This window comes from Pseudoalteromonas qingdaonensis (assembly GCF_038739665.1).
GTDB classification, from domain to species: domain Bacteria; phylum Pseudomonadota; class Gammaproteobacteria; order Enterobacterales; family Alteromonadaceae; genus Pseudoalteromonas; species Pseudoalteromonas qingdaonensis.
This window is the reverse complement of the sequence record NZ_JBCGCU010000004.1, coordinates 150510-176271: the sequence shown is the minus strand read 5'-3', so window position 1 is coordinate 176271 and position 25762 is coordinate 150510. Positions and strand designations below refer to the sequence as shown.

Below are 25762 nucleotides of genomic sequence, written 5' to 3'. Positions count from 1 at the left end.
GCCGTTTAATTCGCCCCGCTGACACCACAAGGCTGATGATTACCGTCAATAGCACTGGCCTCAATCTGCAACACGCTATGGCCTATGCTGAACTTGCTCTGTAACATCCGCTCCGCCGCGGCGCGGCATTTAGCATCGTGAGCGGCCAAGGTACAGTGATGCTTCAAAACGATATGCGCACCCACGGCGGGGGCATTATCAACCATGGACACGGTCACATTGTGAACACTGGCCACATGGTCGAGCTGAGCCAGCGCCTTTTCCACCCGAGCCGCCTTAGGCAAAGCTGGCGCGGCGCCACGCAAACGCTGCAAACATTGGTAAATCAAGCGTAGGCCGGTTACCAATACAAACACAGCAATCAACATGCTAAAGAGCACATCCACCTGCTGCCAGCCGGTAAACACAATAATCACGCTGGCAAGCAAGGTAGTGACCGTAGAGAGCAAGTCGAAGAAGGTATGCAAAAACACCGCATACACGTTAATGCTTTCTTTGCGGCCTTTATAAAGCACCCAAGCGGCGGAGCCATGGAAGACAAAACCTAAAATAGACACCAAAGCCATAATCTGCGGGTTCACCTCACCACGCTCATGACCATGGTGCATATCAACAAAGCGATCTGTACCCAAGGTTAAAATGGTCAAACTGATGGCCAGATATAAGCTGCCGTTGATAAGCCCCCCGACCAGCTCGGCCTTGTTAAAGCCATCATTAAAATTGCGCGCCAGATGAATGGCAATAGAGGAAGCCAAAATAGCGATAAACAAGGTGCTGTTATGCACAAACAGATGCCCGGCATCAGCAAACACCGCCAGAGAATTAGCAAAATACGCCGCCACCAGCTGAATAACCATAAAGCTGCACGTGATGCTCAGGGCAATAAGCAAGCGTTTACGTGAAGCCTGATGGGTGGTGATGTCGGTCATGGGCGCAAGGTCACTAAAAAGGAGAAATGATATATAGTAGCAATTGTAATTGTTTTGCGACAATATTACACCCGTTTTCGCGCTTGATCCCGGCAAATGCAGCAAAATCAGCCATGGCGCTCACCAAGCTTCACTGGACACCCACCCCAACCTTCGCCAAGCTTCACTGGACACCCACCCTAACTTTCACTGGACACCCACCCTAACCTTCGCTGGACACCCACTCTAACCTTCGCTGGACACCCACTCTAACCTTCACTGGACACCCACCCTAACTTTCACTGGACACCCACCCTAACTTTCGCTGGACACCCACTCTAACTTTCGCTGGACACCCACTCTAACTTTCGCTGGACACCCACTCTAACTTTCGCTGGACACCCACTCTAACTTTCGCTGGACACCCACTCAAACTTTCTCTGGACACCCACTCAAACCTTCACTGGACACCCACTCTAACCTTCGCTGGACACCCACTCAAACTTTCTCTGGACACCCACTCAAACCTTCACTGGACACCCACTCAAACCTTCACTGGACACCCACTCTAATTTTCGCTGGACACCCACTCTAAGGCGGGCCGCCACCGACCCCATTTTCTGGCTACCCTAACGGTTCGGTGGTAGGCTAGTGCAAAAGTAAACTCACTATAATCAAAGTGTTGGTGTTAATTATGGCAAATCCATCTGGTAAGCACGCCCTGGTAGTGGAAGGCGGCGCAATGCGCGGCATCTTTGCCACCGGCGTACTCGATGCCTGGCTGGCGGCCAATTATCAACCCTTTGATATGTATTTTGGTGTATCGGCAGGTGCCACTAATATCGCCGCTTTTTTGTGCGCCCAGCTGGGACGTAATTACAAGGTGATCACCGACTATTCCTGTCGCCCCGAATTTATCAGCTATGGACGCTTTGTCCGCGGCGGCCACCTGTTTGATTTGGACTGGTTGTGGCATAAAACCATAAGTGAAATTCGCTTAGACCTGACCACCTTCGCCAGCCAAAGCGCCCCCTTTTATTTAGTGGCCACCAATGTGCACAACGCCCAAGCCGAGTATATTCAAGGCACGGCGGAGAATCTGGAGCAGGTGCTAAAAGCCTCCTGCGCTTTGCCATTGGCGTATCGGGATTACCCCGAATATCAGGGCCAATTCTATACCGATGGCGGCATTGGCGATTCCATTCCCGTACGCCAGGCCTACGCCATGGGCGCTCGTAAGATCACAGTGATCCTTTCTCAGCCCTTGGGATATCGTAAAAAACCGGCAAAATTTAACTGGCTCACCCAACGCCTGTTAAAAAACACGCCGGCACTGGCCAAAAGCATGACTACCCGCTGGGCTGACTACAATGCCAGTCTGGACTTTATTATGCAGCCGCCGGACGACTGTGAGATCCATATTATTGCCCCACCGCCGGAGTTTGATATTTCCCGCACCACTCGGGATTTAGCTAAACTTGATGCCGGTTATGCCATGGGGCTAAAAGCCGCACAAGCCTTTATCTGTACGCCTTAGGCGTCATCTCTTCCTATTTTCAGCCTTAGTGACAAACATGACAGGATGTCAGATATGAATAACAGAAATTATCAATCTCCCGCTCCATCGACATATTCTCGAGGGACGTCTCCTTGGCAAGGGCCAGATCAACAAAGACTCACCGCAGAAGATCCAACCGCCGATAAGCTTGATTTCCCACGGCCCTCCTCAGCCTATCGCACCCTAGACAAGGTGTTCTTTATACTTGCTCTGCTTGCGGTTCCCGTACTGCTTATAGCCATGGGAATAAGCGTCGGCCTAGCTCTAAGCCATGGCTTGTTTTGGCAAAACATCATCGCCGATACCCACACCTGGCAATTTGCCGGTTATTGGTTTGCGGTCGCACTCATAGCGGCAGCGCCTTGGCTGCTCTCCCACCGCTATCTGCGCTGGCGTTACCCAGAACCCAGAATACCTGGATGCCGGCGGGGATATGCTCTCTCTAGAGGAGCAGGTTAATATGCATAAGCTCGACTACAGCACGCTTATCAATTTGCAGCCGCTGCATATCCTGTATTTGCTAGACATGAAGCCGTCACAACGGCTGAATAAAGCAGCTTTTATCGCCAAACATAAGTATTACTGGAGCGATACATCCTTGACTTTATATCGCTCGAAACGCTCCTCACTTGGCAATCTGCTCTGGGGGCTAAATGCCCTAAATTTTTTGATGATATTTTTAGGCTGGCCTTTTATGCTGACTCAAATGCTGTCAGAGCCGGTGAATACTCCCGCTTATATAGCACTTTTTCTATTTTCCGCTGCCCTGCCCTTTATCTATAAAAAGACCAAAACGCAGGTAACCCGCTTCTATCCCTATTTAGTGTTCCACCGCAACAAAGGCATGGTCGAGCATTACCATAATAAGGTACTGCAGTAGCGCTGCCTTTTAGCGAGCTGAACACTTACGCGAATTTTAGCCCGGGCAATCAGACCCAGCCGCCAAGCACCACCTTGGAGATATACCCGCGATACCCACAAAAAACGCCTCGACGACGCGTGCCCTTAAGCACTTGGTGCGCCATTAACATCAGCGCCGCCACCGAGTTATGGGGCGTTTTACAAGCCTTTATGAATATCAATTGCCCCCTGCCCTTGCTTTTGCCGCTTATGGATAAACGCGATAAAGATGGTGCCAGTCGCGCTCACGCACAGACGTTTGCAGAGCTCACAACTAATGCAGTGGTCCAGACTCCTTTGAGATGACTCCCACGGACGATGCCGCCTATCGGGCATGGGTTAAAAAGCGCCTAACCCAGGAAATAGGCGCTTTTTACTGGCATGTTGGCGAGTTAGATGTGCAAGACCAAGAGCAGGAAATAGCCGCTCACTAAGCTCGCTTAACTAAAACCAAAAAAAGCCGCTCTATTGAGCGGCTAGGACACTGCACCACTGGAGATTTCAGGGTGTAAGTGCAGTAGCTGGTATACCAATTCACTTAAATAGCTAATCATTCTAGCGGGCTAAATATCGTGCTCACTGTGTTGGAATTTTTCTATGTAGAATAGCTACATAAGAAAAATTCCGCCTTGTTATCACATCATTTATCCAGCGCTAACTCTGATCACATACTTAACAGAATTGGTATTACTCCTGGCCATGGCGGATCAGGTAGTCAAAGGCGCCTAAGCTGGCGGTGGCGCCTGAGCCCATAGCAATAATAATTTGCTTAAAGGCGGAGTTGGTGGCATCGCCCGCCGCATACACGCCCTCTACATTGGTGGCGCCGCGATTATCCACTTCGATTTCGCCAAACTTTGACAAGGTCACGCCGCTTTCTTTCAACCATTCGGTGTTGGGCACCAAACCGATTTGTACAAATACCCCGGCAATGCTGAGCTGATGCTGCTCACCCGTGTTGCGGTCGGTATAGGCCAGCGCCGTTACCTTATTGCCATCGCCCAGCACCTCTGTCGTTTGCGCGCTTTTGATGATGGTGATATTGGCCATGCTCTGCGCCTTGCGCACCAAGACCTCATCGGCACGCAGGGTATCGGCAAATTCAAGTACGGTGACCTGCTCTACGATATTGGCCAGATCAATGGCCGCCTCGATGCCCGAGTTACCACCGCCAATTACCGCCACGGGCTTACCTTTAAACAAGGGGCCGTCACAGTGCGGGCAGTAGGCCACGCCACGACCGCGATATTCGCGCTCACCGGGCACATTCATTTCACGCCAGCGGGCACCGGTGGCCAGGATCACCGCCTTGGCCGTTAAGGTGGCGCCGTTTTCCAGCTCAATGTGGTTGCCATTGTCACTGTAAAGTCGCGATGCACGCTGGTTATCAATCACGTCCACATCATAGTCTTTAACATGCTCCTCAAGCTGGGCCACCAGCTTAGGGCCTTCGGTGGCCTTGACCGAGATAAAGTTCTCAATCGCTAGGGTATCGGCAACCTGGCCGCCAAAGCGCTCTGCCACCACGCCGGTGCGCAGCCCCTTACGAGCCGCATAAATGGCCGCGGATGCGCCAGCCGGACCACCACCAACAACCAGTACGTCATAGGGGTCTTTTTCATTTAACAGCTCGGCCTGACGGGCACTGGCGCCTGCGTCCACCTTGGCAAGGATATCGTTCAAACTGATGGCGCCCTGGCTGAAGACTTCACCGTTTAGGTATACCGTGGGCACCGCCATAATATTGCGGGCCTCTACTTCCTCTTGGAATAAGGCGCCATCGATCATGGTAGTGGTGATCTCTGTGTTCAGTGCGGCCATGGTATTTAGGGCCTGCACCACGCCCGGACAGGTCTGACAGCTTAAAGAGATATAAATCTCAAAATTCAGTTCCTTATCCAGTGCTTTAATTTGCTCAACCTGAGCCGCATCAGCCTTGGTAGCAACGCCGCCGCTGTGTAGTATGGCCAGTATTAAGGAGGTAAACTCATGGCCCATGGGCACACCGGCAAAGGCGATAGCCGTACCCTGCTCGCCCGTAACCGTCATCGATGGACGGCGGGCTTGCTCGTCGTTATTTGTACTGATGCGAATGCGCTCGCTTAGCGATGCAAGATCATCGGTCAGCGCCTGTAATTCGTTACTTTTGTTGGTGTCGTCAAGGGCAAGAACCAGCTCTATGTCACCCGTCAACGTACTAAAATGGCTTGATAATTGATTTTTAATTGCAGTGTCTAACATGGTTTGCCTCAACAATTAGAAGAAAAAGGCGGTGTCTCCACCGCCACAGTCTGACTTATTTAACTCGGACGACTTAGATTTTGCCGATTAAGTCCAGTGAAGGCGCAAGCGTCTCTTCACCTGGCTGCCATGAGGCCGGACATACTTCACCATCGTGAGTGGCGATGTACTGAGCGGCTTGAACCTTACGCAGTAGCTCTGACGCGCTGCGGCCAATGCCCAGGTCATGAGTTTCAACGACCTTGATTTCACCCTCAGGGTTAATCACGAAGGTACCGCGCAGTGCCAGACCTTCTTCTTCAATCATTACCCCGAAGTTGCGGGTAATTTGACCTGTTGGGTCGCCAATCATAGGGAATTGGATTTTCTTAATAGTGTCTGAAGCGTCGTGCCATGCCTTGTGGGTGAAGTGGGTGTCTGTTGAAACCGAGTACACCTCTACGCCCATTTCCTGTAGCTTGGCATAGTGGTCAGCCAAATCGCCCAGCTCGGTAGGACATACAAAGGTAAAGTCCGCCGGGTAGAAGAACACGATTGACCATTTGCCCAATAAATCCTGCTCGCTCACCTCAGTGAAATCGCCGTTGTGGAAGGCAGTGGCTGTGAATGGTTTGATTTTTGTGTTGATTAAAGAGTTGCTCATTTTATCCTCTCATTTATCTCAATGATTTAAGTAAATTAGTGCGGGAAGTATGTAGCCCCCGCTGGCTTGATTACTAAGATAACCATGAGGGACTGATAAATAAAATTGATTGTTTAGATTACTTCAATCGTATTTTGTGATTGGTTTAGTGCCGCACAGGGAAATACAGTTTTTTCGGGGAACACCTAACACCATAAATAGTCGTATTCGCGTCATTAACTACTTGACTCACTTGAGGCGCAGGCAAACTCGTCTAAGCTAACTGTGTCATGCCAATCTTTTATGTTAGATTGACGTAATACCTAGTTTAGAAACAGCAAAAAGCGCGCAATTGATTAAAAAGTCCCTTATTATCGCCTTAAGCATCGCCCTACAGGCTGTTGTAGGTCGGCATTTTATGCCGACAAAAGGTAACCAGCATATTGCCGAAAAGATCTGACAAGAAAAAGTTTAAGATAAAAACCTATCACGCACCGCCTTTGATGGATATGTTACTTTATCTATCCCGCCAGCAGCATGCGCAACTCTTAGAGCATTAAATCCAGTTATATTTTCTTTTGGCTTAGGCATTTTAAAATATGAATATTTAGGCACTATAATGTAGGCAAAAACACCACTTGAAATCACAAATAGAACTATATTTATTATGCTTTTCATTTTCACATGAGGACCTTAACATTTTCAATTTTCCCAACAGCTGGTTAGCAAAAAATTTTTAAATTTGCCCCAGGCGAGTTTCTCTGTGACCACAAAACCGGCCACCGCCAAGATACCTGTATCAGATTGCACATACACCAGCTGATAACCCTGGGCCTGTTGTTTTTTTATCTGCGCGGTTAGGGTTTCTAGCCTATATTGGCCACGCAACAGCAATAAAACCTCAAGCACCTCAGCGTACACTGCTGAGCCATCCTGCTCTTGTGTTAAGAATTTCACCTGCATATCCCTATCCTTTTCTCATTAATTTGCTTAACCCCTAAGCTAACAGCACCTTGCGGCGCAGGCAATTATCTAATAGGTGGAAAGATTATTGAACTTAATGCCCGCTCACGTACAATTGCCAGGTTGCTAATTTGCGGAGTTATTTGTGGCTATTGAGCGCTATGTAAATCATATTCAACTGGGTTATTTTGGTTTGTTACCCTTTTTGGCCATGCAGGGCTGGACCTTATTAACCGGCCAGGGCGAGTCGGTTGCACCCTTATTTATCTATTACAGTATCGCCATTGTCAGCTTTTTAGCCGGTCAACAGTGGCGCCCGGGCAACCAGTCCCACGGCCGCGCCATTGCCGCCATAGTGCCCATTTTACCCATTGCGCTGTTGGCGTTAGGCAACCATATTTTCACCCTGGCCTGGCTCAGCGCCAGCTATTGGCTAGTATTGCTTTTTGAGGTCAAGGCGCCCGCCTGGCAAGAGCACCATAAGGACTATCGCAAGATGCGCTTTGTGCTGACCTCAGTAGTATTTGTTACTCACCTGCTGATGATCGCCAGCCTTCTCGACTGAACCCTTAGACAGCCCGGCGCCTTTGCATTACACTGCGCCGGCCTAACAGAACAAGAGCCAAATTATGATAGATGCCCTGCGCCACGCCCTGGATGAACTCGGTGAAATTTACGTTGAGAAAAAAGCCGTATTTAAGGTTAAGGTGATCCCGTTTTTCTGCGCGGTACAGATCAAAAAAGACCATAAGCGCGAAGGTAAACTCACCTTCTACAGCAACCAACTGCTGGAAATCGCACTGGTTTTTCTGTTTATCATGTTTGGTGCCAGCATTTATAACCCGGAGCTGGGGTTCACCCATGGTCCGGTGCATTTTGCCATTGCCGCCCTGATTGCCCTGCATCTGCTTATTCGCCAAGTCGCCATAGAGTCGCTAAAGGCACGTTTATATGCCGCCGGGGCCCTGCGCCGCGACGAGGCAGAGCCTAAATCACAGTCTCAAGGCGAATAAACGAGCATGTATTTGCAGCGCACCTGGCGGGTGCTGACCGTGGGCGACGGTGACCTTACTTTCACCAAGGCCCTATTGGATTTCTACCCAGCGTCGCAGTTACACGGCAGTGTCTACGACAGTGAAGCGAAGCTGCGCGATAAATACCAGCACCACGGCATAGACGCGCTGCGCACCGCAAAGGTCAGCCTTGATTTTGAATTTGACGTCACCTCAGTAGAGAGCTGGCAGCGCCTGGGTGAAAAGCGCTTCGATCTGGTTATTTTCCAGTTTCCGCTGTTAAGCCAGCTTGGTTCGATGCAGGCCTTTGCGGCGGCAAAACAAAACGGCGGCTTGAATATTCTCAATCGCGCGCTGTTGCACCAGTATCTGCTCAACAGCGCCCGTTATGCTCTCGACCCACAAGGGGCAGGTCTGTGTTATATCACCTCCAAAGACGTTAAACCCTATAGCCATTGGGGCTTAGACCATGCCTTAACATCGCATACGCCAATGCACTTCTTAGGTGAGCAGCGCTTTGATTTACGCCGCTTTCCCGGCTACAAGGTGCGCAATGTCGACCGCGATAAGCATGTTAAAGACACCTTGGGCATTACCTACACCTACGCCCTTAACGCCCAGAGCGAGATAAGCGCCCATTGCCATCGCCGCCATCACCTTGATGACTCGCACTGCTGTTTGCTGTGCCGCGCCGGCCCGTTTCACAGCGAGCAAGACCGCGAGGGTCATATAAACTCCAAACAACATCGCCATATGCAGGGCTATGACAACCAATGGCAACGCTGGCTGGCGGACTTTCATAACAAGGCCGATTAGGTATGAAGGACCTTTTTGTCAGCCTACACGAAAGCTCCCACGACTCTCTGTAGGCGAGGCTTTAGCCTTGCAAGGCATTCATACCAATAATCTTAAATCGCTCTTTATATTTGCTTGCACAGTCCGAACACTTGCTTACATATTACCCCTTGCACTCATGCACCGCTGTTGGCACTGTAGTAAAAAACAAACAGCGTACCGCCGAGGACGACCATGAAGGGATTTCTACAAACTGCATTACTGGCCAGCCTGCCACTGGGCCTGATGGCAACACCCGCGGCAGCCGAACCATTCCAGGCGCTGAGCATAGATCTTGACTTTAATATCAGTCGCACGCCGCTAAGCGCCGATCTCACCCCACATCCGGGCAAGGAAATTGTGGTTTTTGGCCGTAATGAATCCCAGGCACACCAGGTCGCTGTGCTGGCCGTGGTCGATGGAAAATTACAATTGGTAGACCGTTTTGCCATGGGCGAAGAATACTTTGCTTACGATATCAGTGAGCAGAAAAAGAGCGAACACACGCTATATTTTTTGGCTCATGATCATGTCGGCCGTTACCAGTATCCGCAGCAAAAAGGTGAGGCACGCCTATTTGCGTTTGCCGATGTGTCTTCCATTTATCGTATTAAGCGCAGTAACTTTATGCGCCAAATCGACTTTATCCACGACTTTAATAACGATGGCGCAAGCGACATCATGCTGGCGGATTTTACCGAGCTGCATGTATGGCTCTCGCAGCATGAAGGCGGCCATAAAAAAGTGAGCCTGGATATTGGCAGCCACAGCGTACTCAATGGCGTCGAACTCAATGCTTCCCCGGCCCAGGTATTCACCCTGGATTTGAATCAAGACGGTCGCCTCGATATCGCCCATCTGCATGAGGGCAGGTTACACCTTTACTACGCCCATAAGCGTCACTTTGAGCACCAAGAAGTCGCCATCCGCGACGGCATCCACAGCATAGACTGGTGGGATCAACTCGGTGACGATGGCCAACCCCTGGATCAAAGCGACCTTAAATACCGCAAGCTGGAACGCTTCGAGGATATCAATGGCGATGCCATCCCGGATTTGGTCGTGCGCTACACCCAGAGCTCAGGGGTATTCGATAGAAGCAATGATTACGAAATTTACTACGGCAGTTTGGATAAACAGCGCCAACTAAGCTACGCCAATAAAGCAGATACCCAGGTCAGCGCCGATGGCACCCTGACCGACCTGCAGTTGCAGGATATCGACGGCGATGGCCGCCTGGAAGTGATGGTTGCCAGTTTTGAACTTGGAGTATCACAGGTGATATCAGCGCTGCTGGCCAGCAGCATAGATCAGGATATATTGCTGTATTGGCAAAATACCCAGGGCCAGTTCCCGCAAAAGCCATCCTTGGATTATGAAACGGAAATGAACTTTAGCATCAGTAAGGGCCGCGCCAGCGATCCTTTGGTGATGCTTGCCGATATCAATGGCGATGGCCGCCAAGACCTGTTGTTTTCTGAAGATAACGATACCCTGGTGTATCGCATTAATCAGGGACAAAAAACCTTCGCCCGCAGCCAAAAACAAAAGCTTACGCTACCGCAATCCGGCAGTTATATCAGCAGCACGGATATCAACGACGACGGTAAAAACGACCTGCTGCTCTATTATGGCCAGCTCGATAAACCCGAACTCAAGCGCCGCTTAAGCCTGTTATTTGCCCGCTAACTCAGGTATTTTGGCGCGTTAGGCAGGCGCTGTTGATTCAAAAACAGCGCTTGTTCACCCTTGGTACTCTTTAATAACGCACTGAACTTGGGTAAATTAGCCCTAATTTATGCCGTTTTTACGGCGCTGAATACCGCTTATAGCCGGTATTTCAATAAGTAAGTACAACAGGATATCACTATGGCTTTAATCCGAAGCGGATTAATAATAATGATGCTGGCACTGCTCAGCGCTTGCTCCAGCATCTCACAGCAGCAATGCGAACGCGGTGACTGGTTTGATATCGGCTTCGACCATGGCCAGCAGGGTCGTACCCTGGCCAAGGGTAAAAACATTATTTATGACTGCCTCGAATACGGCGTACGCCCGACTTTGCAAGACTATAAGCGTGGTCATCAGGAAGGCTTAAAAGATTATTGTGAGCCGGAAAACGCCTTTACTCAGGGTCTTAATGGCCGCGACTATAACCCCATTTGCCAAAGCGAAGAATTTCGCCTCGCCTGGCAACAGGGGAATGACAGATATGTGGTTAACCGCCATCGCAATGAGATATCTTCACGCCTTAACGAGATTGACGACGAGCTTAAACGCATCCATTGGCAGTTGCACTCCGAGGAGCTTACCCGCGATCAACGCCGCGAGCTTAAGCACCGCCGCCATCGCCTTGAGCATGAGCAAGACGACCTGCGCCGTGAGCGCGCCCTGTTGCCCATTCTGGATAATAAGCTAGAGCTGCATATCCACTAGGGCCGCTGAGCGGCCTTAGTTTGAAAAGGCTGAGCTTTAGAAACCAAACACCAGGGGAGCCAAGGTTAAGGTCACTAGTGTGATAAGGCTTATGGCTATCAGGTTCAGCACAAAACCGGCCCGTATCATGTCCTTAATTTTCAGCTCACCGGAGCCAAAGACGATGGCATTAGGTGGCGTTGCCACCGGCATCATAAAGGCACAACTGGCCGCAAGCGCCGCCGGGATCACCCACACCAAGGGGGTGCCGGTAATCGACTCGGCCACAGGGCCTAGCAAGGGTAAAAAGCCCGCAGCGGTTGCGGTATTACTGGTGATCTCGGTTAAGAAAGTGATTAAAGCCGTCACTATTAACACCCCCAAAGCCAACTCCAGAGCACTGGCACCACTGAGCATGTTGGCTATGTAATCGGCCAGGCCTGAAGCATTAATCATGGCTGCTAACGCCAGGCCACCTCCGAATAATAACAAGATCCCCCAAGGCACTTTAGCGGCACTGTCCCAATCAAGAATACGCTCTTCACTGCCTTTGTTAGCCGGCAAAATAAACAGCAGCAGCGCCGCAATTATGGCAATGCCGGTATCGGAAATAGCCAGCCCGGAGGCCTTGGCCAACAGTGGGCGCAGCACCCAGCCAATGGCGGCAAAGACAAACACAGCCAGCACGCCCTTTTCCGCTCGCGACATGCTTCCCAAGGTCGCAAGCTGCTCCTTAAACATGCCTCGGGTTTCCACCTGCACCGCGCTTGTATCAACCTTATACATCACCTTGGTCAGCCATAGCCAAGCCAGCGCCAACAAGACCGCCGACAGCGGCACACCAATCAACATCCAAGTAGCAAAACCAATTTCTATGTTATAGCTGTCGGCCAGATAAGCGGCCATTAATGCGTTTGGAGGTGTGCCTATAAGCGTGGCAATACCGCCCGTACTGGCGCCATAGGCGATAGACAATAACAAGGCCTTGGAGAAGTTGTCACACTCGCTGCCATTTTCGCGCAGCAGATGGATCACGGAAAGCGCAATGGGCAGCATCATCACAGCAGTGGCAGTGTTTGACATCCACATGGATAAAAAGGCAGTCACCAGCATCATAGCCATAATCTGTATGCTGGGCTTACTACCAGCCAACAACAAGGTGCTCAAGGCAATGCGTTTATGCAAACCCCAGCGTTCCATAGCAATGGAAAGCAAGAAGCCACCTAAAAAAAGATAAATAATCGGGTTTGAATAGGGCTCACTCACGGCTGTAATAGAAGCAATATCGGCCAGTGGCACCACCACTAAGGGCAATAGGGAAGTCGCTGGGATAGGCACCACCTCACTCACCCACCAAGAAGCCAGCCAAAAAGTCAAACCAGCGGTACGCCAGGCCGCGACCGGCATGCCACTTGGCGGGTCGATTAAACAGCTCAGTAGCATCACTAAGGGCCCAAGCCCTAAGAACACCAGACGATTTAGTTTATTTGTTTTATTTTCATTCATTTACAACTCCATAAACAGGCTGGCTATAAACCTAAATTGGTGCCGGTATCGTTGCTTAATGTGATCAATAGTGCAAATTAAACAGAGAAGTAACTCCCCCGTCTAGGACAGTGCATAGTAACAGGTGAGCTAGGTTTTCCTAATATTACCCTTATAAAAGCGCTTTGCATTGAATGTCTTGTTGAAAAACTTTTAAAATCTGGCCGTTATGGAGCAGGTAAACAGCGAAGTCCTTACAGCAACTATTTTCTGCCTCTGGCGGCTAACTTAGATAAGCGCACTCAAGTTCAAGACCAAAGCCAATAAAAATACGACCAGTAGCCCTTTGCGGTGTTTACCCAAACAAGGTGCTTAGCTACACTAGCGCCACTTCACTAAACACAGGTTTTCAACATGTTTTTTGCTCACCACCGTGTGCTGCTGACCGCCATCGGCTGTGTTTTACTGGCCATGGTTACCATACAGTCCGGCGCTTCAATCGCCAAACAACTGTTTCCCTTAATTGGTCCCGAGGGTACCACGGCGCTGCGCCTGGGGTTTTCGGCCCTGGTATTGTGTCTTGTTTTTCGCCCTTGGAAAGCCCTGCCCCAGGGTCAGCAGTGGCGTAGCATTATAGTTTATGGCCTGTGCTTAGGCGGCATGAACATCGCTTTTTATTACGCCATCGAACGTATTCCCTTAGGTATAGGTGTGGCATTGGAATTTACCGGGCCTTTGGCGGTGGCGTTGCTGAGCTCAAAACGTAAACGGGATCTGCTGTGGGTGGCTTTTGCCATTGCCGGCATTATTCTGTTATTGCCGGAAATAGATGCCGAGACAGGCCTGGACCCTGTGGGTGTTGCCCTGGCATTAGCCGCCGGAGCCTGTTGGGCTGGCTATATTTTATTTGGCAAGCGCACAGGTAACCAAAGCTCCGGGGGGCGCACAGTGGCCTTGGGCATGACAGTAGCCGCCTTTGTGTTAGTGCCCTATGGCGCCGCCCATCAAGGCATGGCACTACTGAGCTGGGAAGTGATCCCGCTGGGCTTTTTAGTGGCGATTATGTCCAGTGCTCTGCCCTATACCCTAGAGATGGTGGCGCTGCGCAATATGCCGGCACAAGGCTTTAGCGTGATGATGAGCATGGAGCCCGCCATTGCCGCGCTGGCCGGTTTTATGATCCTCAGTGAGTTGCTCACACCATTACAATGGCTTGCCATCGCCCTGGTGATCATCGCCTCTATCGGCAGCTCGATGCAGGGCGAGAGCAAGAGCGACAAGGAAGCCGAAGCATCATAACCCCTAAGCTTTATCCAAAGGCTTAGCCCAAGGGCGCTAATTTTTGTCGGCTAAGCGCTGGCATAGCGCATCAAGCTCGGCCGTACTGGCTTCCAACAGCTTGTTGCCCTCGGATTTTAGGTTGGCGATGTTACCATTGGTGACATCGTCCATATCGTCCGAGGCAATATCCAGTGTGGTTTGCAGGCGATAGTAGTTATCCCCCAACAGCTTATCCATTTGATAATCGGCGGCATCCGCCACCCCATCAAAGATACAACTTAACAGGGGTGCCACCCAGCCGGCCTTGCCCCAGTCCTTAGCATCATGCAGTTCTATGGGGCGATTGAGCTCACCTGTGCCCAGAGATACCAGCATAAATTCACTTTCCTCGGGGTAAATACGCTGCGCCTCGGCATAGGCCGACACCGAAGGCGAGTTAATAAACACACCGCCATCGACCAGGGCACGCTTGGCACCATCAACGGGAATATGAGCGGGTTCAAAATAAGTGGGAGCAGCGGATGTAGCCCGCGCCGCGTGGCGCATCAATACGGTGTGATGCTCCAGGCGCCAACTTTTTAAAAACAGCGGCTTGCGGTTATGAATATCATAGGTGGTAAGCAGTAATCGGGTCAGTGAAGCGCCCAGAGGTTCATCGTTAAAATATTGCTTAAGAATGAGCTCAAGGCCCTTATGAGGGTAGGCTTCATCGAGTAAACCACCGACAGAAGAGACGCCGCGCCACAAGGAGCGTGGAAATATCTCCTTACCATGTTGCTCATACATGTCCACCAGTGCTTGAGCGCTATACTGAGGTACGCCCTGCCCATCGTCCTTAGCCAGACCCAGGGCTAGAATCCCGCCGGTCGAGGTACCGGCTATCAGATCAAAACACTTGGCAATGGGGCAATTAAGCCGAGCTTCTATTTGCGCTAGGACTAAAGCGGGAAGCAATCCCCGAATACCACCACCGTCAATGCTGAGTATTGTCTTCATGCTTCCTCCTTGAATGGCTTGCTAGTTAGGAACCAGCTTAGTTACTTAATAAAGCAGCCCACCGCCTGCCATTTATCACCATTTTTGCTCAATGTCAGGGTTTCCACTGCCCCCGCTTTATTGGCAAACTCGGTGTTAAATTGCAGCACCAGGTATTCGCCTTCAGGGGCGCCTGGCAAAGAGGTAAAGCTTTGGCGACCCAGCTCGTTGCGGCTGATGACTTCACCCAGAGGCGCGCGGACCGCCTTGATAATATCTCGCCACTGCTCCTTGGTGATCTGCTCTTGGAATAAAGCACTGGCCTCATCCCAACTCTGCTCATAAAGACCTGCATCTATGCCGCCTAGCCAGGATTTCGCCACTTCCACGCTCGGCGTTTCTCCCGCCCAGCTTAGACTGGTCACCATCAGGCTTAAAATTAGGATTAGTTTTTTCATCATAAGTCCTTTTTATATAAATTAAATTTCCTACTAACCTTAGTGTATTTTGAGGTTGCCGTATACTTTTCAATCCTCTTAAACTAATCGAGCTGCTGAGCCATTTGCGTCAATGCCGGTTGCAATGACCATTATTCTTTGTGGATCAGGCGCTACCCCGGCAGCCTGAGCGCGCCGGAACTGGCTGCCAGCGCACACAAGTAAAGGGCCAACACCAGATCCACCAATGCCGCAAAATTGTGGCCACCAGATGGGCGTGCCGGCATTAGTAAAGAGAGTATCGTGATAAAAGTTATAGCCAGACGCTGGTCATAAGCGGGGGCTCATTCAATGTAATTGGCTAAAAAGATATCATATTTTTCAGATAGTTAAATGACAGATTCGGGTCATTCAATTTCTAGCAGAGCAATAAACTGATCGAGCTGCTGGGCCATCTCGGTTAACGCCTGCTGCTGGCAGGCCAGGCCCTCACTGAGTGTTGCCCGCCATTTTTTAGCCTTGGGCGCCAGGGCTATCCCCTGCTCCGTCAAGGCAATCTGCAATTGACGCTCGTCCTGCTCACTTCGCACCCGGCTGATCAAGTCGACCTGCTGCATGCGCTTTAATAAGGGTGTTAGGGTGCCCGAGTCGAGATGCAAACGCGAGCCCAGGGCCTTTAAGCTTAGCGGCAACTTTTCTTGCTCCTTGGCCTGCCACAGTACCAGCAACACCAGGTATTGGGGGTAGGTGATCCCAAGGTCTTTCAGCATCGGCTGGTAGCCGCGGATCACCAGCCGTGAAGCGGTATAGAGCTTAAAACACAGCTGGTTTTGCAAATAGAGATCCTGATCCCCGCTCATCTTAATTCCCCAGCAGGGCTTCTATATCGGCGCGGATCGCTTCTGGCTTGGTTAAAGGGGCATATCGCTTCAGTACCTTGCCATTTTGATCGACTAGAAACTTGGTAAAGTTCCATTTGATCTTCTTAGTGCCCAGCAGACCGGGGGCCTGAGCCTTAAGGTAGTCAAACAAAGGATGGGCGTCCGCACCATTAACATCTATCTTGCTCATAATGGGGAAAGACACGCCATAGTTCAGCTCGCAAAACTCGCTTATCTCACTGTCGCTGCCCGGCTCTTGCTCGCCAAACTGGTTACAGGGAAAACCTAGCACTACAAGCCCCTTTGCTTGCAGGTCTTTATATAGATCATTTAAGCCCTGGTATTGAGGCGTAAAGCCACACTTGCTGGCGGTATTGGCAATCAGCATCACCTTGCCTTTATAGGCGGATAAAGATACTTCTTCACCCCGGTTATTGGTCGCGGAAAATTCATAGATAGTCATAAGGGAACCTCATTTACATTGTGCACAATATAATCGATCAAAATCCAACCCTTTGCAAGAAATCCACCTCAAATTGTTGTATACAATATATTTTAAATGTATTTTGTTGCTTTATTCGTTCACTCTAACGCGATCACAATGAAAAAAATTACAGCACTTATCGCGCTGACCCTGATCAGCGCCTGTAGTACCTCGGTGCATAAAACTCCATCGACAACAGATACTTATAACTATGTTGATATCTGGCAAAGCTCGCCGACACTCACCCCGTCAGACGAAGCCTTTGGCAGAGCCTTCGAGGACACTCTGACATTTATCTCAACCCAGGCCGATGCGCGCACGGTCGATTGGACAGCGCTAAACAATGCCTTGTATTTTTTGCGCGCCTACAGTTACAAGGGCGATCTAGACGCCATCAAGGAGTCGCAATTAGTGGCTCTAAGCTCTCAGTTACAGGCCTTAATAGAGCGAGTTGAGGATGCGCCAAAGGCGCAGCAACAGCGATTTTTAGAGCACTATGCGGTGACACTGTACCGCCTACTCGATACCCCCGAACTCTATGATGAGGCGCCACAATGGCTTGAAAATACGCTCAATACCATAGCCAAAGAGCAGACTCAGGCATCGCTAGAAGGCGATTACGCCCTGTGGGAAAGCTATCGTGCCCTGGGTTTTTTGGCCTTTAGCGCCCGTGATAACGAGCAACTGGCCCAGAGCATCAGTTCAGACGCTAGGCTGCGTCAGGTCTTACTCAAGAGCATCGCCCGAGGCGATTGGCAACAGGCCCATGCCCTGTGGGTGCTGGGCTATGTGCACCAGTTGTTAGCCCAAGAGCAACAGCAGTTATTGGATACTCAGGTGTGGCAGGCCTTGACCAAGGCAGAGTCAGACAAGACCCAGCAACAAACGCTGTTTTCAAGCATTTACCTGGTCAATAGCTTTCGCGGCAAAAGCAGTTGCCATGACACATTTAAAGGTCAGTGCCTGGAAATTGATATCGACCAGGCGCTACCAATAAATCATGAGTGCAGCGAACGCCTGTTTATTCGCGCCACCTCATTAGACGCCGAGCAACTCGCCTATAGCTGTAACAGGCTTACCGCACAGGAGGAGGACTTTCATACCCTGCTCGATACCCAATATCAGCCGGTGGCAAATGATCATAACCAGGCCCTACGAGTGGTGATTTTTGACCAATATGCCGACTATAACCGTTACGGCCAGCTGCTGTTCGACATAAATACCAATAACGGTGGCATGTATATCGAAGGCACCCCGAGCGACCCCAATAACCAGGCCACCTTTTATACCTTTAGGGCATTTTGGCTAGAAGACGCAAACAAGGTGTGGAATCTAAATCATGAGTACGTACATTACCTGGATGGGCGCTTTAATAAATATGGCGGTTTTGGTCACTTTCCGGCACAACTGGTTTGGTGGAGTGAAGGTTTGGCGGAATTAGTCGCCAAGGGTAAACACAACCCAAAAGCCTATAAAGCCATTGCAGAAACACCAACATCAGAGCGCCCGACACTGACGGAGATTTTCGACACCAGTTATGCGGATTCGAGCCGGCAAATTTACCAATGGTCTTATCTCGCCATTCGCTATCTGGCCGAGCAGGATTTAAATGGCCTGCGCCAGTTGCAACAGCACCTAAAAGGAGATTTCTATCAAGGCTACGCCGATACCCTGGCGCAACTGGCCGCTCAACATGAGGATGGATTTACCGCCTTTTTAGACAACTACCCGGCGACGGAGGAAAACGCAGAAGACAAAGCAAAACATAAGATCAACAAGCTTTATCGCTATCTGTATCGCGATTACCTGATGCCAAAGCACCTCAGCTACGATGAGCAGCATCGACATTTATTTTAGCTCGCTTTATCCGGGGCCAGTTGGCCCCATTATTTTGCAAATACGCTAGCCGTTCTGCGCACACTTGATATAAGCTGGCTAAAATCAAAATCGCAATATAAAGTAAATTAAATACATGGAGTTAGTTACCCCTGGCCAGGCGTTTGAGCAATCGTACCGCGACTATATCGTCGAGTTAGGCGATGAAGAGCGCTACCCGTTTCCCCTCGATTTTGAGCACCAGGATTTTCCCACGCTACTGGCAAGGCTGGATAACTTTGCCAAGGGAATAAACCTGCCAGCAGGTTATGTACCAAGCTCAACCTTGTGGCTGGTCGATAGGGGTGAAATCCTTGGGGTCACCAATATTCGCCACACCCTGAATGACGCCATTGCCCATTGCGGCGGTCATATCGGCTTAAGCATTCGCCCTTCCAAACGCGGGCTGGGTTTGAGCAAGGTGCTGATGGCCAAATCCATTGCGTTTTTGCAGCAGCGCCAGGTCAATGAGGTGCATATCCATTGCTATAAGGATAATCAGGCCTCCGGACGAACCATCATCGCCTGCGGCGGCCGGCTCGACTCTGAAATAGAAGTCGGCGATAAATGCGTGCAGCGCTATCTGATCAGGCTCTAACTGAGTGCTGTACTGGTGTTTAGTTTCTAAATTTGCTTTTATAAGAATAAGAATTTATTCAATGCCTTAGCAGAGGGAAAAATGGCCGCTCAACACCTTTTTTATCGCATGTATCATCTCGGTTTGCGCCTGGCGGCCATGCTTTTGCCTATTCCCGAGCCCCATGTGTTTCACGGTGATAAGGCCATTGAACAATGGCTGGCACATTTACGCGCGCAAAAGTGCCAACGCATACTGCTGGTCAGCGATCCGGGTATTATCGCCCTTGATTTACATGCCCAGCTAAAAGAACAACTGCTGGCCAATGATATCGAGGTGATTATCTATAGCGAGCTTGGCGCCAACCCCAGTATCGAACAGATAGAGCAAGGCGTGCGTTGCTACCAAGCAAGCCGGTGCGACACCCTGCTGGCCATTGGCGGCGGCTCGGCCATGGATTGCGCCAAGCTTATCGCCGCACGTATCGCTCGCCCCAACAAGTCGTTACGACAAATGCAGGGACTGTTTAAGGTGCTACGCACCTTGCCCCCTGTGTATGTTGTCCCCACCACCGCGGGCACCGGCTCCGAGGTTACGGTGGCCGCCGTAGTCAGCGATACCGAGCGTAAAATCAAATTTTCCATCAATGATCTCTGCCTGGTGCCCAAGGGCGTGCTGTTTTTACCCGAGCTCACTACCGGCTTACCGCCGGCACTGACCGCCAGCACCGGCATCGATGCGCTCACCCATGCCCTTGAAGCCTATATTGGCATCAATGCCACCGCCTATACGCGAGATAAAAGTGAAAAAGCCGTGGCGCTTATTCTCGATGCGTTGCCCAGGGCCTATCACCATCCCGACGACCTCGGCGCCCGCACCGACATGCTCTGGGCCGCCATGTTTGCCGGTCAGGCCTTTACCCGCACCTCGGTCGGCTATGTGCATGCCATCGCCCATCAGCTAGGGGCTTTTTACGGCCTAGGTCACGGCCTCGCCAATGCTTTAGCGCTTAGACCCATTTTGGATTTTTATGGCGAAAGAGTCGATGCCAGTCTGGAGCAATTAGCAAAGCAGACTCTAGGCGAGCAAAGCAATGCCTCCCAGTTGCGCGATAGAATTTATGCGCTGCTGGATGAGCTGGCTATTCCACCCTTCATTGCCGATTTAAAAGCCGAAGATATCCCACTTATTGCCAAGCAAGCGCTGGCGGAAGCGCACCCGGATTACCCTGTACCCTGCTTTATGACGCAGCAGGAGATGGAAAACCTGCTGCGCTCGCTCTTACCTAATAAGGAGCCTAAGACTTAGCTGGCCTAGCCCTCGCTCAAATAGTTCTCTAATTGTTCGGCCAGCCATTGGGTCAAGCCGCCGAGCTGGCTATAACGATTTTGGATCATGCCATAAGCCTGGCGCTGCATCGCCTGATCATAGTTGAGCACCTTCACACTGCCATCGCGCAGATAGGGGTTAATAAGCACCGAGGGCACATTGGAAAAACCGGTGCCATCGAGCACCGCATTGCGTAGATGCTCATAAAACGGCAGGGCTATATAATTACTTGAGGCTGGTGACACGGCGCGTAACCCCTCATCGTCTATGGTCGCCAAAGCAAATTCGGTATAGCGAGCCAGGTCGGAGCGAACAACCTGAGAGAGCTTACACAGGGGATGATCGCTCTTGGCCACCGTCATCATGCGAATTTCCCCCAGCTTGACATGGTGGGTGTTCGGCAAGCGGTTGCTATGAGGCAATAAGCAATAGGCGATATCAACCATATTCTGCTCCACCATGTCGTTAAGCTCCGGTGGCGGCGCCATATACACAGACACGCTGGTGCCGGGAAACTGCATACTCATATCATGAATAAGCTGGCGCCAATAAGACTCGGGCAAGGCATCGTCTCGAGCGATACGCAGCACAGACTCAACGCCCTGCAAATGTTGCTGGCAGCGCCCGGAAATATCATTGGCTATCATCACCATACGCTCACAATCGTTCTTGATCACCCGACCGATATTGGTAAGCATCACCTGATTACCACTGCGCTCTAAGAGCTCAACGCCAAGCTCATCCTCCAGCGCACTTAAGGACGAGCTCAAGGTGGTGCGGCTTTTCCCCAGCCGCCGCGCGGCCTCGGCAATAGAGCCCGACTCGCTAATGGCGAGAAACATTGCCAACTGGCTTATTTTCATCAAGCACAAATCCATTGAAATCTAACTAGTTTGCAGCCAAGGCTAAAAGAGCAAAATAAAGCCATAGCATCCAGCGACGATAATATCGTCGCTCAGCGATTATGGGAATAGCCAAACCCACTATAAAATCTGCACCAACAAATAAAACGCCAGCGATAGCTGACGAAAAATTGCCAAAATAGAGGTGTGTATGTCGTGCAGTATTTCTTTAGAGAAAAAATTATTAACCTTCTCTACCGCGTCGGCCTTAGTGTTTGCTCTTATGGGCATAGGCCTGGGAGTCTGGATGGGCTCACTGGTGATCCTCTTCGATGGCGCCTACTCGCTGGTTAGCCTGTTTCTGACCATTATTTCCCTGGCCGCCGCCTGGTATATCCGCTCACCCAAGGCGGGGCAGAATAACGCAAATATCAACTTGATTGAGCCGGCGGTGATCGCCTTTAAGGGCTTTGCCATTACCCTGATGTGCGGCGCCTCTTTTGTCTCGGCGGTTTTGGCCATTTTAGCGGGAGGCCGCGAGGTAGATACTGGACTGGCATTAGTATTCGCCGTGATCAATCTTGTCGGCTGCCTCGCCACCTATTGGCTCTTGGCCAAACGCGGCAGCAAGACTAAGTCGGCGCTGATTGAGGCGGAGTCTAAACAATGGCTGATGGACTCGGTGATCAGCGCCGCGGTGATGGCCGGGTTTATTATTGCCTCACTGCTAAGCTATGCAGGCCTGGCAAAGTACGCCGTGTTTGCCGATCCCATGATGGTAGTGATTGCTTCTGCGTATTTTACCCTGGTGCCGCTGAAGATGATGCAAGGCGCCCTGCGCCAGCTAATCACTGTGTATCAGCAAAACGACGAGGCTATTTTTGACCGACACATGCAAAAGGCGGGGTAAAATAACCCCGCCTTGTTGGCATAACTTTTGACCTAGAAGCTAAGACTAACGCCTAGTTACAGGCTGTGCCCACGTATTGAACATCGGCATCGTAATACACATACGTAAGCTTGGTATTTGCCGTTAAATCCAAAGATGTTAAGGGGTTATTATTTAGATACAGGGTGTCAAGCTCTGGGTTATTGGCCAAGTCGATACTGGTCAGTTGGTTATCGTTGAGGGTCAACGAGGTAAGCTCTGAGTTATTGGTGACATCGATACTGGTCAATTTATTGTTCTCGATATTAAGCTCGGTGAGCTTCTGGTTTGCACTCAGGTCTATCTGGGTAAAAGATTGATAACCCAACCACAGGCGCTCTAAGTTTGCATTCTGACTTAAGTCCAACACCGACATCACACCGGGGCGTGCCTCAGTCATAACGATAAAAAAGATCGGTTAGCTGGGGAATACGGACACATCGACCTGTGTTAGCTGCACATTGCCACTCAAAGCGACGGTTTCAAACAACGGGTTGAGGGTCGGGATCACTGGAGCCTCCCCCGCAGCACCCTACTAATGCCAAACTCAAGATCCCAGGTGCGAAAGCGCTGTTTTTGTTGTTTTAATCATAATGCCGTCAATTGTTAATCATTTTTATTGGGTAATTCAAATAATTGCACCCAAAAATTCAACGCATAAGGCATAAATAAACTAATTAGCCCAAACCCAACACCTTGGCTAAGAACTTAAATAGCTGAGGTTTATTAGCTTAACATGACCACCATCGCGGCCAAACCAATGGCCACTGCTGCCAAAGCCCACACCACATAAAACAATCGCCGTTGTGATAATGTGGCTATCATACCCTGCTCGTCCGCCAATATATAACGCGGCACCGCCTGCGTTGGCTCCATGTGCATCAGTTGCGAGCGCAGTTCATTGCCGTAACGGTAGGTCAGCAGCATCTGCTGCTGGCCCACTAATTCCAGGGGAAGGACGCGGTTGTCGCGCACCGCGGTGATATCCACCACCTTACAGCTGCGCGCTTTGGGCTTACGCCACAGAAGTGATTTGATCATAAGCATATTTTGCCGCCACCAAGTCGCTCAAGGCCGTACCGACCGATTTAAACAGGGTAATGTCGGTGTCGTTTTCACGGGCATAGGCATTATCACGGGCGAGCTCACTAAGCTCTGCCATTACATCCGTTTCGCTAAACACGCCTTCATTGATTGGAATAAGCAGCTCTCCGGCTTCGTTTAATACATTTTCTCGACTATCGACGAACACCTTGGCATTGACCACAGTGTGGGTATCGCATTCCCTGGCATCGCGATGGTGGTTACCAATTAAGTCCACATGGGTGCCGGCCGTTAGCCAGCGGCCATCGAACAAGGGCGCATGACTGCCGGTCGCGCAGCTAATGGTATCGGCGCTGGCGATCAGTTCCTCACTGACAGGTTCATGGCTAAACTGGCAGCGGGGGTATTCCCCCTCAAGCAGCGCTATCAGCGCCTGCGCTTTTTGTTCATTGCGCGCCACTATGCTCACTTTTGCGTAGTTGCGAACCGCCATATGAGCTCGCGCCATAAAGGGTGCCAATTTTCCCGAGCCAAATAAAACCAGGTGTTTTGCATCTTTCCTCACAAGATAATCAGCGGCCAGGGCCGATACTGCGGAGGTACGCCAAAGGGTCACTTCGGTGCCATCCACCAAAGCCAGCGGCTCGCCAAATTCCCGCGAGAACAGCATAATTTTTGAGTATAAAGACGAGCGACCTTGGCGCTCGTTCTCGGGAAAGTAAGTAAACGCCTTGACGCCAATTACCTCGTCATTCCAGGCCGGTAACACGGCAAAGGCATCGTGGTTATTCGGCTTATTATCAAGCGCATAGACAGTGCGCCTGGGGGTGCCTGCCTCACCGGCGAAGCCCCGTTGTAAGGCCTGTAGCAGTGGCGTGTAGGCCATCACCCGTTGCACCTGCTCGGCGGTAATGATGTTCATATCAACCTCCTAAAATGAACTGTTGTGGCGCCCGGGTCAGGCAATCATAACCTTCTGCCGTGACCACTATGTCTTCTTCCAAACGCACGCCGCCAAGGTGTGGGATATAAATACCTGGCTCTATGGTTATTACATTACCGGCTTGCAGACGGTACTGCTCGCCGGGCTTTAAAAATGGGATTTCATGCAGGAATAAACCCAAACCGTGACCCAGTCCTTCTCCGGCATATTGGCCGAACGGGCTTGCCTGGAGCACCTCGTGGGCTTTGGCGTTGAGCTCATGGGCGCTTATACCCGGACGCACCGCATCCAGCGCTGCACGCTGGGCATTTTGCACCGTATCGAAAATCGCCTGTTGCTCAGCACTGGGCTGCCCCCACACATAACTGCGGGTCATGTCGGAGCGATAGCCATTCACCACGGCACCAAAATCTATCAAAATAAAATCGCCCTCAAGCAGTTGCTTATCCCCCGGGTTTCCATGGGGCAAGGCACTGCGCTCGGCAAAGAGTAAAATGGTATCGAACGAGGTGCCGGTGGAGCCGTGCAACTGCATTTGATAGTCCAGCTCAATGGCCAGCTCGCGCTCTGTAATACCGGTTTTGATTTGCGTTAGCGTCTGTGCCAAGGCACTGTCGGCGATAGCAGCCGCCCGACGTATACAGTCAATTTCATACTCGTCTTTGACCCGGCGTAAGGACTCGACCATATCGGTTCTGGGTGTGAGCGAGACGGCGTTCAATTCACTTGCTATGCCTTGCCATTGTGCCACGCTAAAATGCGCCGCTTCAAAGCCGATGCGCAGGTTCGCGCCGCTTAAGCGCACAATGCAGGCCCCCAAGCTTTCATTATCACGGTCCCGCTGTACCACCTCGATATCCTGGGTTTCACTCAGGGCCCGCTGGTAATAACGATAATCGGTGATCATCATTGCCTTTTGCGGCATCACCAACAGGGTCGCCGCGTGGCCAGAGAAGCCGGTGAGGTAGGAGATGTTCTCAAAGCCCTGCACTATTAGCAGTTCATCACCCTGCGAGTGCACAAGATTTTGTAGTCGTGCCAAACGCGTAGAAAAAACTTGGCTCATGGTAAATAAAACCCCTTGTAAGAAGACTCTATAAATGATGTGACAAGGCCGTTATGGCCAATGTATGCCTTATAACAGCAGCCAAGCCAATCTAACCTTAATAATGCGTCAGTGCCTGTTTTTGCGTTCGCTGGCGCAGACAAAGAAGATGGTTTAGCCAG

The 25762-nt window shown here is 50.8% G+C and carries 29 protein-coding genes; 14 read left to right on the top strand and 15 right to left on the bottom strand.

The annotated features are described in order from the left end of the window. Window positions 1–5 precede the first annotated feature (5 nt). Window positions 6–929: a cation diffusion facilitator family transporter gene (locus tag WCN91_RS05565; protein ID WP_342677086.1), complete on the bottom strand. Its 924-nt coding sequence runs from the start codon at window positions 927–929 to the stop codon at window positions 6–8. 673 nt (window positions 930–1602) lie between these two features. Between WCN91_RS05565 and WCN91_RS05560 the strand changes: the two genes are divergently transcribed. The 4 genes from WCN91_RS05560 (at window position 1603) to WCN91_RS05545 (ending at window position 3800) form a co-directional block, all read left to right on the top strand. After that, window positions 1603–2445: a patatin-like phospholipase family protein gene (locus tag WCN91_RS05560; protein ID WP_342677084.1), complete on the top strand. Its 843-nt coding sequence runs from the start codon at window positions 1603–1605 to the stop codon at window positions 2443–2445. A gap of 54 nt (window positions 2446–2499) precedes the next feature. Then, entirely contained in the window at window positions 2500–2925 is a 426-nt protein-coding gene (locus WCN91_RS05555) for a hypothetical protein (RefSeq protein ID WP_342677082.1), read from the top strand. Further along, window positions 2900–3346, top strand: a complete 447-nt coding sequence (locus tag WCN91_RS05550; RefSeq protein ID WP_342677081.1) for a hypothetical protein — start codon at window positions 2900–2902, stop codon at window positions 3344–3346. Before WCN91_RS05555 ends, WCN91_RS05550 begins: the two co-directional genes overlap by 26 nt. Window positions 3347–3668: 322 nt before the next feature. Further along, complete coding sequence (locus WCN91_RS05545) at window positions 3669–3800, top strand: hypothetical protein (protein WP_342677079.1); 132 nt, start codon at window positions 3669–3671, stop codon at window positions 3798–3800. A 253-nt stretch (window positions 3801–4053) separates the two neighbouring features. On the opposite strand, the gene ahpF is transcribed toward WCN91_RS05545, so the two are convergent. From ahpF to WCN91_RS05525, 4 genes are all read right to left on the bottom strand, one after another. After that, a complete protein-coding gene (gene ahpF, locus WCN91_RS05540; RefSeq protein ID WP_342677077.1) occupies window positions 4054–5607 on the bottom strand; it encodes an alkyl hydroperoxide reductase subunit F in 1554 nt (517 codons plus the stop codon). A gap of 73 nt (window positions 5608–5680) precedes the next feature. Continuing rightward, window positions 5681–6250, bottom strand: coding sequence for an alkyl hydroperoxide reductase subunit C (gene ahpC, locus WCN91_RS05535; protein WP_342677075.1), 570 nt, complete (start codon window positions 6248–6250; stop codon window positions 5681–5683). Between the two features lie 450 nt (window positions 6251–6700). Then, window positions 6701–6913 carry a hypothetical protein gene (locus WCN91_RS05530; protein ID WP_342677073.1) on the bottom strand — a complete coding sequence of 71 codons (213 nt, stop codon included), beginning with the start codon at window positions 6911–6913 and terminating at the stop codon, window positions 6701–6703. Between the two features lie 18 nt (window positions 6914–6931). Beyond that, window positions 6932–7192 carry a hypothetical protein gene (locus WCN91_RS05525; RefSeq protein WP_342677071.1) on the bottom strand — a complete coding sequence of 87 codons (261 nt, stop codon included), beginning with the start codon at window positions 7190–7192 and terminating at the stop codon, window positions 6932–6934. Between the two features lie 151 nt (window positions 7193–7343). Here WCN91_RS05525 and WCN91_RS05520 point away from each other — a divergent pair, with 151 nt between their 5' ends. The 5 genes from WCN91_RS05520 (at window position 7344) to WCN91_RS05500 (ending at window position 11475) form a co-directional block, all read left to right on the top strand. After that, window positions 7344–7757, top strand: a complete 414-nt coding sequence (locus tag WCN91_RS05520) for a DUF3429 domain-containing protein (protein ID WP_342677162.1) — start codon at window positions 7344–7346, stop codon at window positions 7755–7757. 64 nt (window positions 7758–7821) lie between these two features. Next, entirely contained in the window at window positions 7822–8205 is a 384-nt protein-coding gene (locus WCN91_RS05515; protein ID WP_342677069.1) for a hypothetical protein, read from the top strand. Between the two features lie 6 nt (window positions 8206–8211). Next, window positions 8212–9021, top strand: coding sequence for a Rossmann-like fold-containing protein (locus WCN91_RS05510; protein ID WP_342677067.1), 810 nt, complete (start codon window positions 8212–8214; stop codon window positions 9019–9021). A 213-nt stretch (window positions 9022–9234) separates the two neighbouring features. Beyond that, entirely contained in the window at window positions 9235–10728 is a 1494-nt protein-coding gene (locus WCN91_RS05505) for an FG-GAP repeat domain-containing protein (RefSeq protein WP_342677065.1), read from the top strand. A 180-nt stretch (window positions 10729–10908) separates the two neighbouring features. Then, complete coding sequence (locus tag WCN91_RS05500) at window positions 10909–11475, top strand: DUF2799 domain-containing protein (RefSeq protein WP_342677063.1); 567 nt, start codon at window positions 10909–10911, stop codon at window positions 11473–11475. A 36-nt stretch (window positions 11476–11511) separates the two neighbouring features. Here WCN91_RS05500 and WCN91_RS05495 read toward each other — a convergent pair whose 3' ends face one another. Beyond that, the gene (locus WCN91_RS05495; RefSeq protein ID WP_342677061.1) at window positions 11512–12960 is read right to left on the bottom strand and encodes an SLC13 family permease; all 1449 of its coding nucleotides are present in this window, start codon (window positions 12958–12960) and stop codon (window positions 11512–11514) included. A 393-nt stretch (window positions 12961–13353) separates the two neighbouring features. Between WCN91_RS05495 and WCN91_RS05490 the strand changes: the two genes are divergently transcribed. Further along, on the top strand, window positions 13354–14238 hold the full coding sequence (locus WCN91_RS05490; RefSeq protein ID WP_342677059.1) for an EamA family transporter: 885 nt from the start codon (window positions 13354–13356) through the stop codon (window positions 14236–14238). Between the two features lie 36 nt (window positions 14239–14274). Here the strand turns inward: WCN91_RS05490 and WCN91_RS05485 are convergent, their stop codons facing one another. The 4 genes from WCN91_RS05485 to WCN91_RS05470 all read right to left on the bottom strand — a co-directional run bounded on the left by WCN91_RS05485 (window position 14275) and on the right by WCN91_RS05470 (window position 16976). Beyond that, on the bottom strand, window positions 14275–15216 hold the full coding sequence (locus tag WCN91_RS05485) for a patatin-like phospholipase family protein (RefSeq protein ID WP_342677057.1): 942 nt from the start codon (window positions 15214–15216) through the stop codon (window positions 14275–14277). A gap of 41 nt (window positions 15217–15257) precedes the next feature. After that, entirely contained in the window at window positions 15258–15656 is a 399-nt protein-coding gene (locus WCN91_RS05480; RefSeq protein WP_342677055.1) for a DUF4019 domain-containing protein, read from the bottom strand. A gap of 383 nt (window positions 15657–16039) precedes the next feature. Beyond that, window positions 16040–16492: a MarR family winged helix-turn-helix transcriptional regulator gene (locus WCN91_RS05475; RefSeq protein ID WP_342677053.1), complete on the bottom strand. Its 453-nt coding sequence runs from the start codon at window positions 16490–16492 to the stop codon at window positions 16040–16042. Window position 16493: 1 nt separating this feature from the next. Next, on the bottom strand, window positions 16494–16976 hold the full coding sequence (locus tag WCN91_RS05470) for a glutathione peroxidase (protein ID WP_342677051.1): 483 nt from the start codon (window positions 16974–16976) through the stop codon (window positions 16494–16496). Window positions 16977–17114: 138 nt separating this feature from the next. Here WCN91_RS05470 and WCN91_RS05465 point away from each other — a divergent pair, with 138 nt between their 5' ends. From WCN91_RS05465 to WCN91_RS05455, 3 genes are all read left to right on the top strand, one after another. Then, window positions 17115–18854: a collagenase gene (locus tag WCN91_RS05465; protein ID WP_342677049.1), complete on the top strand. Its 1740-nt coding sequence runs from the start codon at window positions 17115–17117 to the stop codon at window positions 18852–18854. A gap of 115 nt (window positions 18855–18969) precedes the next feature. Further along, the gene (locus tag WCN91_RS05460; RefSeq protein WP_342677047.1) at window positions 18970–19470 is read left to right on the top strand and encodes a GNAT family N-acetyltransferase; all 501 of its coding nucleotides are present in this window, start codon (window positions 18970–18972) and stop codon (window positions 19468–19470) included. A gap of 81 nt (window positions 19471–19551) precedes the next feature. Beyond that, entirely contained in the window at window positions 19552–20757 is a 1206-nt protein-coding gene (locus WCN91_RS05455; RefSeq protein ID WP_342677045.1) for an iron-containing alcohol dehydrogenase, read from the top strand. 5 nt (window positions 20758–20762) lie between these two features. On the opposite strand, the gene WCN91_RS05450 is transcribed toward WCN91_RS05455, so the two are convergent. Further along, complete coding sequence (locus tag WCN91_RS05450; protein ID WP_342677160.1) at window positions 20763–21641, bottom strand: LysR family transcriptional regulator; 879 nt, start codon at window positions 21639–21641, stop codon at window positions 20763–20765. 190 nt (window positions 21642–21831) lie between these two features. Between WCN91_RS05450 and WCN91_RS05445 the strand changes: the two genes are divergently transcribed. Beyond that, window positions 21832–22530 carry a cation efflux transmembrane domain-containing protein gene (locus WCN91_RS05445; protein WP_342677042.1) on the top strand — a complete coding sequence of 233 codons (699 nt, stop codon included), beginning with the start codon at window positions 21832–21834 and terminating at the stop codon, window positions 22528–22530. A gap of 52 nt (window positions 22531–22582) precedes the next feature. On the opposite strand, the gene WCN91_RS05440 is transcribed toward WCN91_RS05445, so the two are convergent. From WCN91_RS05440 to WCN91_RS05425, 4 genes are all read right to left on the bottom strand, one after another. Further along, window positions 22583–22948 carry a leucine-rich repeat domain-containing protein gene (locus tag WCN91_RS05440; RefSeq protein ID WP_342677040.1) on the bottom strand — a complete coding sequence of 122 codons (366 nt, stop codon included), beginning with the start codon at window positions 22946–22948 and terminating at the stop codon, window positions 22583–22585. A gap of 326 nt (window positions 22949–23274) precedes the next feature. Beyond that, window positions 23275–23589: a hypothetical protein gene (locus tag WCN91_RS05435; RefSeq protein WP_342677038.1), complete on the bottom strand. Its 315-nt coding sequence runs from the start codon at window positions 23587–23589 to the stop codon at window positions 23275–23277. Next, complete coding sequence (gene lhpI / locus WCN91_RS05430) at window positions 23564–24514, bottom strand: bifunctional Delta(1)-pyrroline-2-carboxylate/Delta(1)-piperideine-2-carboxylate reductase (protein WP_342677037.1); 951 nt, start codon at window positions 24512–24514, stop codon at window positions 23564–23566. The genes WCN91_RS05435 and lhpI overlap by 26 nt, the downstream gene beginning before the upstream one ends. A gap of 1 nt (window position 24515) precedes the next feature. Continuing rightward, window positions 24516–25601, bottom strand: a complete 1086-nt coding sequence (locus tag WCN91_RS05425; RefSeq protein WP_342677036.1) for a M24 family metallopeptidase — start codon at window positions 25599–25601, stop codon at window positions 24516–24518. Between the last annotated feature and the right edge of the window lie 161 nt (window positions 25602–25762).